The following is a 9,622-nucleotide window of genomic DNA, read 5'->3' as shown; positions in this document are numbered from 1 at the left end:
AGTCTGACAAGCCATAGCGGACTGTCACGAAGATGAGCGATCAATTCACAGATGGCGCTCTTGCACGACAGTTGCTTCCTGGTTCATCAAGTCAAAACAGCCTCCTGGTGGAGGCTGCTCATAGGTTCTGCTTGCAATCTGCAGCATTAATCGAACAACTTTTGCAGTTCTGTTTGCTGTGTGATGCCTGCGTTCAAGGCCAGCATGAGCAGAATGCGAGCTTTAGGGGCGCGGTAGTCTCCACCCATGACTGCGCCGGCTTCATATGATGTTTTGCCTCCGCCTTCAAAGCCATAGCTGGGCATGACGCGACCATTGGACACCCGTGTTGTGATGACGACTGGAACGCCCTTGCTCATGGCGTATTTGGCAGCGTTGAGCATAGGCACATTCATATTGCCCATGCCCAGTGCATCAATCACAATGCCTTTGACGCCGCGGTCTACAGCTTGCTTGATGGCTTCGCCATTCGCACCGCCATACATGGGGAAGATTTCCACGTCAGGCATCTTGGCATCAGCTTGCAGCGGGAAGTGCAGCTTGCGAATGGCACTGGTGTTGTAGACAACCTTGTCTGGATATACCTCTCCAATAAATCCGTAGTCTCCGGATTTGAAGGTTTCAACGTTGGCGGTGTGCGTCTTGGTGACGTACTTGGCTGCGTTGATTTGGTTGTTCATGGCAAGCATGGCGCCCCGGCCACGAGATTGAGGATCCACAACGATACGCACGGCATTGAGCAGATTGCGCGGGCCGTCAAAGTCAGAGACTGAAGCATTGCGCTGGGCGCCAATCAAAACGATGGGCTTGGGAGAGTTGACAGTGAGATCCAGCCAGAAAGCGGTTTCTTCCAGGGTGTCAGTGCCATGCGAGACGATCACGCCGGCAGTGTCGGTGTGGGACATGGTATCTTTGACAGCGGTTGTCAGTTGTACCCAGCGGGCAGGGTCCATGTAGTCCGAAGGTACGTTGGAGATATTGTTGACCTGGATCTTTGCGTACTTGCCAACATCAGGAACTGTTGCGAGCAAGTCATCGCCAGAAATGGCTGGCACCGGTGCGTTCTTGACAGGGTCAATCTTCATAGCGATGGTGCCGCCTGTAGCGATGAACTGCACCGTGGGCAGATCCTGAGCATAGGCACTGTCTGCCATAACCATGCAGCACATAGCTGCTGAAACCAGACTCAAACGTATTTTTGCCATAAATGTCTCCTGACGATGTATCGGGATGGGGGAGAGTTCTGTCCAAATTTTGCCTTGCGCAGGGGGGCGAGGATTCGTACATCGTCTAAGGTTTTCCCGTGCAAACGCACAGCAAACCCTGTCGGCAGCACTCTGGTTTAGGCATGGAGCAAGCCAGGCCGCATGGTTTTTGAAGGCCATGCTTTGGATTGTTCGAAGAGTTAGCGCGTGGTTAGCGCGTGACGAGACTTGCCGTAGCAGTTGGGTCAATGGACCATCGCATTCAAACGCTTACATGACTGGGCCCGGTTTGGATGAACTGATGTACCTATTTGAAAGCTTGCAGGAGGTGAGCCGGACATGGACTAAGCGATGGTCGATGCAACTATCCTGTGTGCAGATCGGCTACTGCCAGGGGGCAGAAGGGAGAACTGTAAGTTTGGCCACATGCCCATCTCACGGAGGTTGAACGACCTGGATCCGTGCTTCCAACAGATGCCTGAAGTAACTGGGTGCGATGTGCTTTGTTGCCGGGCCGGAGTCACGATCTTCAATGCGAACTTGCACATTGCAGGGCATTTATGCCAAGCATTGCTTGTTGATAAAGCGCTTGATGGGAGTTGGGTGGTTCAGCGGCTGCAAGCTGATGGGTGCCAGGTTGCGATTGCACGCAAAACCCATTGAAGAGCCCTTTCAGGCCGATTTCGAGATGTGCAAATGATGGCAATTGATTGGAAACTAGCTTCGCAAGTACAAGGAGTTCAAGTGTCTTGCTATGCATATGGAAAAGACAGATAACAGCTTCGCTGCCGTCATCACATTGGCATCTGTGTGATCAATTCCGGCTAATTCTCAACACATCCTGGATTATTTTCAGTCGCATGCTCCGCAGTTTTGGCAAGCAGTACAAGTGCATGATTGGTTGTAGGTGGAAATCCATAGACCGATGGCAAGTGAATCGGTAGACTGGTTTTAGTGGAACTTCATCTTGATAACTTATGTATAGCTTTAATCTATGCCTAAGACTGGTTCCTGGTGCTAGCTGCAATTTTCCTTCTCAGTGGTTGCTACTTTTAAGTTGGGTTTTAAAGAAAGAAATGACTGCTCATCGGATGGTTAGGAGGAAATGATGTTAGTGGAAACTTCTTTCATTGATATTTCAAAATGGCTGATTAAAATCCGGAGATACCTCCTGATAAGCATCGCGATGGCGGGTAGCACCAGCTATGCAGTGGAAACTGTAAAACCGTCAATACCAGCTGCTAAAAACTCTCCTTGGGTCATTGTCCAGCCGCGCTGGGCACCAGGATTCATGATTGATACTGCTGAAGAAATTTCTAAAGGTCTTGAGCGTGAATTAGGTTATGAGGTGCCCATTGATGCTGCTACGCGTGGTTTGGGTGAAAAGGCAATGCAGTGGAGTCTAGATGTTGCTCCCACACAAGCTAGCATTGTCGTTGTGCCGGAAGAGTCAATACTTATATTTCCTGAAAAAGAGCATCTGGCATCGCATCTTAAGAATTTTGAACCTTTGTTGGTTCTGGCCTATAAGCGTTGGTGTGCATATACATTGCAGTCTTCCTCACTTACTTCGGCCGCTCAGCTTGCCGATTGGTTGTCGAAAAGTTCAGCACCAGTGCGTGTGGCTGTGCCGAGTATGACGGGGCGCATTTCTTTGTGGGTTAAAGGAATGGCTCAGCAAACCAGACGGGAATGGCAGCCGCAGGAGTATGGGGTTAATGGTGACTTTGTCAAATCATTAACTGAGGGTGCGGATATTGCAATTGCCCGCTGCGATCGTATAGGTGCATCCAAATCAAATATCCGCTTGCTGGTGCACAGTGGCGGTCCAAAAAACATTTTTTACAAAGATATTCCGAAATTTGGAGAATTGGGTTGGTTGCCTTTTTCCAGTGGTTGGGTTGGAGTTTTAGCCCCAAATGTAATCAATGTGGAAGACCGTGAACGTCTCGCACAAGCCATCTACAAAGTAATGCAAAAAGATGCTGTAAAGAATAGGATGATAGCTGCAGGGTTTATTCCGGCTAACTTGCCTCCTTTGGATTCACGTCAATTTATAAGCAGCTTCTATCAATCTTGGGCACTGATCGATAAATTATTGAATAGGTATCGTCAGGATGAAAACCAGCAAATAAAGAGGTGAGGTTTCTGCTCTATAGAAAGCTTGCAAACTTCATTTGTTTACCAAAACAGGTGCTCTCAAGTTGCGGCAGGTACTTCTATGTGAAGTGTATTATGAAGCAACATCAACCCAGCACTGAATGACAAATCAGTCCACATTGGTAGCGTGAACGGCCGTCTCAAACGTGCCTTCTTGCACGATCTCTGGCTGCCCCTTTAGACTGTCTTTGAGTCAAAATTTGAGGCTGATTGATCATCAAAATCTAGTACAAGTAATTGATGGTCGTTTCATGTGGTTTGATGATAAATTTTGAACTAACGAATTTGAATCACTTGATTTTCTGAAGTTAGCATCGCCCAGAGAGAATCGTTTTCTGTACTGACAATAGCACCCGCTGTGAATTCTGAAAATGCAGGAAGGCTCAAATAAGGTGTTTTTAACGCGAGGGCTGGATAGGCAATGCCACTGCCTGGCAGACGAATCACGGGGTGTATGTGTCCGTGAATGTTCCAGTTGAGAGAGGGCATTGGCCACTCAGTCCGAAGCATTGGTTCATGCGTCAGCAAAACGTCCTCAATGCAAGCTATTGCATGCACTGCATGCATCATCAGATTATTTGCTGAAAAATAGCGATCATGGTTGCCAATTACCAATTCAAAGCGTACGTCTGGAAGTGAGCGGACAAGCTCGTTCCATGCCTGAGAAGTTTCCTCATTAATAATGCCCCCGTGGAGGAAGTCGCCAAGTATCAGACATCGCTGGGGACGATGTGAAATTAATGTGCGATTGAGCCTCGCGATATCGTTAGCTTGAACCGCGTGAGGTATCGCAATGCCAAAGTGGCGAAATGTGTCGGCTTTGCCCAGATGCAGATCGGCTAGCAGTAGGGTGTGCTGTGATGGCCAGTAAATTGCTCGTTCAGCCAGCGCGACCAAGTGATGCCCACCCAGTGAGATATCAATCACACTTGGCGCTCCATTCGTTGCGCCATACGCTTGATTCTTTCCGCCCAACTTTCATTGCTTAGCTGTCCTCTCAGAGACTCAGCCCAAAGGCCAAAAGACATCGGTGTGTGCTTTTCGGGGGTGGTAATCACCAAGTCTTGTTCACTCATCCGGGACAAGAGGGCCAGAAGATCAGGGCCATGCAAATCACGCTCTATCGCCTCTCGCTTGGCTTGTTGGAGCAAGATATGGTCCGGGTCGTATTTGTTCAACACATCGAATAGCAAGCCTGATGAGGTCTGTAATTGGCGTGTATTGAAGCTCATGCCTGGAATGCGGGCATTGAGCAAGCCAGCAATTTGCGAGACTTCTCGAAATCGTCGTCGAGCGAGCTCTGTGAAGTTGACCGCAGCTGCTAGATCAAGCGACACGTCTTGAGTGCGAAACAACCATTTCCAATCAACACTCCTGATGTCGAACGGTACGGCAGGCAGCAACATGAGCCCCATATGGTTGCAAGACCATGAAAAAGTATTGGGCTTCAATTGTGCCAATCTATGCGCGAGGAGAAGAGCCAGTCCTTCATGCACTATGCGTCCTGCAAAAGGATAAAGTCCCCATGCTTGGCCAGCTCCGGTATCCGCATTTTTACGTCGAGATTGGCTAGAGACTGGAATTATTTCCAACAGTGTCTCTTGTGGGTGGGGTACTTTGCTTCGCTGACTTTGTAAGGACAGGAGAGGTCGCAAATACTCCATTTCAGGCGCCCTGTGCTTGCTTGCGGAGTTGTGGGCTTGAAAAATAAGCGTTCTTATGCGTTCCCCGACTTCACTGGAGAAAGGCAAAAAGCCACCTGTCCAAGAAGGCGTAACAGTTCCCTTGCTACGAGACAAACGTACCCAAGCGGTGAGATTTTCAACTTTGAACAATTCAAGGCTTCGTCCGGCCAAGTTGAAAACATCACCAGGGGATAGCCTGGAGATAAAGGATTCTTCTACGCTTCCAATTCTGGCTCCGCGCAAAAATTGCACTCGCACCATGGATTGTTCAGCAATAGTGCCAATGGCTAGTCTGTGGCGACGCGCCACTTTGAGATCAGCTGGCACATAACGACCTGCGGTGTCCTGAATCAATCGCCTGTACTGTGGATAGGCTTGGAGAGCCTGGCCTCCTTGAACCAGAAATTGAATGACCTGCTTCCATTGGCTGGCAGTGAGCAGGCGATACGCAGCAGTGGTTCGCACTTCGTTGAATAGTTCATCGCTATCAAAGCCACCGGCCAGGGCCATTGACATGGCGTGTTGTGCCAATACATCCAGGCAAAGTTGCTGCGTTTGTCGGGCTTCGTATTTTTGTTCTTGTGCCAGCTCGCGTGTGGCTGCAAATTCGCACATGTCCATCGCTTGCGTGGCCACTGCGGTCAATTGCACTGGCGCTCCAGGCCGGTGTCTGGACCGTCCTGCTCGCTGGACGGTGCGTGATACTGAATGGGCTCCCCCTACTTGGATTACTCGATCCACCGCTGGGAAATCCACGCCTAAATCCAAGCTGCTTGTTGCAATGACGCATCGCATGGTTTGAGCGCGCAGTCTATTTTCCACTTGCAGACGCACTGAGTGTTCAAGAGAGCCGTGGTGAATAGCCAAAGCATCTGGATCCAGTGGCCATATCGAAGACAGCGCTGTAAACCAAAGTTCAGCCTGTGAGCGTGTATTCGTAAAGATGATGCTGCTGTCAGAGGCCAGCACAAGTTTCAGAACCTCCCCAATATTGGCCAGCCCCAGATGTCCGGCCCAAGGCAGCCTTACCGACTCTGGAGGAATTACCGTATGCAGATCAAATGGCTTGGCGCGCTGATCTTTGATGACCTTGCTTGTGCTCGGCGCCCGCTCACGCACGAGAATGTCCATGGCTTCTGACAGATTGCCAATAGTCGCTGACAGCCCCCAAATTTGCATGTTGGGTGACAGTTTTCTCAGTCGGGCCAGATTCAACTGCAGCAACACCCCACGTTTACTTGCAAGCAGCTCATGCCACTCATCTACAACGATGGCCTGTATCGAGCGAAAGCTTTCACAGGTAGTCTCATTGCTGAGCAAAATTGCCAATGATTCAGGTGTTGTGACGAGTAGTTGCGCGTTTCCTTTCTGCGCAGCTGATCGATCTTTTGCACTGGCATCTCCCGTGCGCATGGCTGTGCGCCAGTGAGGTAGCAAGTGCTGAACTGCGCAAAACAAATGTTCCGAGGTATCACTTGCCAGAGCTCTTAGCGGAGTGATCCACAGGATCCGTACCCCGCGAGGTGGTCTTGCGTGTTGCGCATAGGCAATTTCCCGAATCAGAGGTCCACCTAAGGCGGCCAACGTTTTACCGCTGCCAGTTGGTGCTGCGATAAGACCGCTGAAACCTTGCGCATAAGCCTGCCAGGCTTGCAGTTGAAAACGCGAAGGGCGAATGTTGAGGGACTGAAGCCATTGCAACCATTTCTGTCGAGCCTGTTTCAGGGAACTGTGGCTGAGCCTTTCAGAGTTGGAAGCCATATTGCCTCATTCATTCCCTGCACAGCGACAGCAGTGTGTGCAAATGGTCCGCGTCTTGCGGTTTTTTATCTTCGCGCAAGCGCAAGATGCGAGGAAAGCGCACTGCAACGCCGGATTTGTGACGCTTAGAAAGGTTGACCGCCTCAAACGCAATCTCGAACACCTTCAGTGGCTCTACTGATCGCACGGGGCCAAAACGTTCGATGGTGTGGCTGCGAATCCATTTGTCCATGGATAAGAGTTCCGCATCTGTCAGCCCTGAATATGCCTTGGCAACTGGTACGAGATGACCCGCTTCATTCCAGACAGCGAAGGTGTAGTCCGTGTGCAATGTGCTGCGTCGACCGCTGCCACTTTGGGCATAAACGAGTACCGCGTCGATCGTCATTGGATCGATTTTCCATTTCCACCATGACCCACGCTTGCGTCCTTCTAGGTAGGGGGAAGAACGCTGTTTGATCATTAATCCTTCAGCACCCATTTCATCGGACTGCGAACGAACCTCTGCCAAATGCTGCCAATCCGAAAACTCAATCTCATTGGAAATCTGCAGCCCAGGAGCATTGATTCGATGCAACAAATTCGCCAGTTCTGAGCGCCGATGTTCCAAGGGCTGGAGACGAAAGTCTTCCCCGTCCAGTTCCAGCAAGTCGTAGAAAAGAATGTGGACAGGAACAGTTTGTTGAAGCTTTGAGCTGGGCAAGCGTTTTTGAATGCGCTTTTGAAGTGCGACAAATGGTCGTGGGCGTTGAGATTCGGCATCCCATGCCAGCAACTCGCCATCAAGCACCACACCAGGGGGCAGCGCCAGAGCTTGCATTTCCAGTTCTGGAAAACGGCCATCTAACCGCTCTTCTCCGCGCGACCACAGATAGGGTTGCTGATTCTGTCGCCGTATTAGTTGAACGCGAATCCCATCCCATTTCCATTCCACCTGCCAGTCCGACGGGTTGCCTAGTTGAGATAGCTCCTCCTGAAGTGGTGAGGCCAAATAGAACGGATAGGGCTTGTTCTTGGTTAGCTCGCTTGTATCAGGATGTATGAGCTCTAGATAAGCCTCAGGTGAGGGCACCCACTCTCCAATCAAACGATGGGCCATATCTGCTTCAGATATGCCAGCTACTGGGGCTAGGCTGGATTGCAGCATGCGCTTTGATACTCCCACGCGCAATGACCCGGTAAGCAATTTGTTGAAGACAAATCTTGACCAGACATCAAGCTGAATCCATGCTCTTTGGATGGCATGCTGACGAACGACAGGTGGTTCATGTACCAATGGGAGCAAGAAGCCCTCAATCCATTCAAGCAAGCTGCTCTCAGCCTGTGGGACAGACCAGATAGCGGACCTGCTTGGAGTGCTTGTTGCAATGTTTGCAGCCGATCTTTGCGATTCAACCAGCAAAGCAAGGGTTTCGGCCAAGTCACCAACTTGCCGATAACAGTCGTCGACCATCCAATCTGGTAATCGAACCAGGTCCGCCAACCATGCACGAAGCTCCGTAGTTGTCGCGATTCGATTTTTCCCTGCATTGATCTTGCCGCCTGACAGCACATAGATTGCCCAGCTGGCCTCTGAAGGCTCAACCTGAGCAAAATATGATTGCAATGCTTGCACCCGATCTTTGTTCCCTCCAGCTTGATCGAGCGCTTGATAGAGCTGAGTAAATCGGCTCATGTAAGAGCCTCTTCTGGAACATCCTGGGCATCTTCGTCACCGTATGCAGTGCTCAGGCGCTCTGCCTGCAGTCCCAGATGCTGGCGTAAATAAGGGATAAGCAAATCTGTGTTGCCATGCGTTGCCAGAACACGTTTTGCACCCGTTTCTTGAATTGTTCGAATCAATGAATGCCAGTCCACATGATCCGAAATGACAAATCCACGCTGCACGTTGCGACGGCGACGATTACCACGTATTTGCATCCAGCCGGATGCCATTGCATGCTCGTACTGTTTAAGTCGCTTGGTCCATGCCGAGTTTTGAGCGGATGGGGGAGCCAGTATCAAGCGCCCTGACAAGTTGGTGTCAGTTGGTAGATCAAGTAACGGTACAGTCTCCACCATTTCAATTCCGGCACGGCGATAGACATCCACGCCCCTGACCATGCTTCCATGCAGCAGTACCGGTTGCTGTAATTGACCATTGAGGTGTGCCAGGATACGCTGTGCTTTGCCCAGGCTATATGCATAAACAAGAGCTGCCTTGCCTGAAGATGCGCAGTCACCCAGCCATTGAACCATGCGCTGTATTTCGACATCGACACTTGGCCATGCGTAGATGGGATAAGCAAATGTGGCCTCGGAGATGAATACATCGCATGGCACTACTTCGTAGGGCAAGCAGGTAGGGTCTGATTCACGTTTGAAGTCGCCTGTGAATACCCAGACTTCACCGTCATGTTCGACGCGTACCTGTGCTGAGCCAAGAATATGTCCAGCTGGGTGTAGAGACACCTTTACCGGCCCAAACATGCAGGGCTTGCCATAGGACAAGCATCGATAGTTTTGATCTCCAAGTCGCCACTGAAGTATGGGCAGGCACTCCCTGACACACCAGTACTCGCCCATTCCTCTGTGCGCATGGTCTGCGTGCCCGTGAGTAACTATGGTGCAGTGAACAGGTCTCCAGGCGTCGATAAAGAAGTCTCCTGCCTGACAGTAAAGTCCTTGATCGGTCAGTGTGATGAGATCAGCCATAAGCAGTAGAAACAAGCAATCACATGCTGATTGTTAGAAATCTCTGTTCTATGGGGCGTAAGCCATTGCCTCCTGAAGGCGTGCACAGAGCTATTGTTTTTAACTGGCTTAGAACCG

6 protein-coding genes are annotated in these 9,622 nt (G+C 50.4%); 1 reads left to right on the top strand and 5 read right to left on the bottom strand.

Annotation, left to right across the window (positions count from 1 at the left end; translation table 11 throughout):
* Nucleotides 1-146 precede the first annotated feature (146 nt).
* Nucleotides 147-1,205: an asparaginase gene (locus tag QEP11_RS10395; protein ID WP_284336583.1), complete on the bottom strand. Its 1,059-nt coding sequence runs from the start codon at nucleotides 1,203-1,205 to the stop codon at nucleotides 147-149.
* A gap of 1,114 nt (nucleotides 1,206-2,319) precedes the next feature.
* On the opposite strand from QEP11_RS10395, the gene QEP11_RS10390 reads away from it, so the two are divergent.
* Entirely contained in the window at nucleotides 2,320-3,348 is a 1,029-nt protein-coding gene (locus QEP11_RS10390) for a type 2 periplasmic-binding domain-containing protein (RefSeq protein ID WP_284336582.1), read from the top strand.
* A gap of 293 nt (nucleotides 3,349-3,641) precedes the next feature.
* On the opposite strand, the gene QEP11_RS10385 is transcribed toward QEP11_RS10390, so the two are convergent.
* From QEP11_RS10385 to QEP11_RS10370, 4 genes are read right to left on the bottom strand one after another with little or no spacing between them, the layout of a single operon-like run.
* Nucleotides 3,642-4,292: a metallophosphoesterase gene (locus tag QEP11_RS10385; RefSeq protein WP_284336581.1), complete on the bottom strand. Its 651-nt coding sequence runs from the start codon at nucleotides 4,290-4,292 to the stop codon at nucleotides 3,642-3,644.
* A complete protein-coding gene (locus QEP11_RS10380; protein ID WP_284336580.1) occupies nucleotides 4,289-6,811 on the bottom strand; it encodes a ligase-associated DNA damage response DEXH box helicase in 2,523 nt (840 codons plus the stop codon). Before QEP11_RS10380 ends, QEP11_RS10385 begins: the two co-directional genes overlap by 4 nt.
* A 10-nt stretch (nucleotides 6,812-6,821) precedes the next feature.
* Complete coding sequence (locus QEP11_RS10375) at nucleotides 6,822-8,486, bottom strand: ATP-dependent DNA ligase (RefSeq protein WP_284336579.1); 1,665 nt, start codon at nucleotides 8,484-8,486, stop codon at nucleotides 6,822-6,824.
* Entirely contained in the window at nucleotides 8,483-9,505 is a 1,023-nt protein-coding gene (locus QEP11_RS10370) for a ligase-associated DNA damage response exonuclease (protein WP_284336578.1), read from the bottom strand. Before QEP11_RS10370 ends, QEP11_RS10375 begins: the two co-directional genes overlap by 4 nt.
* Nucleotides 9,506-9,622 lie beyond the last annotated feature (117 nt).

The organism is Comamonas halotolerans (genome assembly GCF_030162935.1).
Classification (GTDB): Bacteria; Pseudomonadota; Gammaproteobacteria; order Burkholderiales; family Burkholderiaceae_C; genus Comamonas; species Comamonas halotolerans.
Note: the sequence above shows the minus strand (reverse complement) of the source record. Positions and strands in the feature narration are given on the sequence as shown.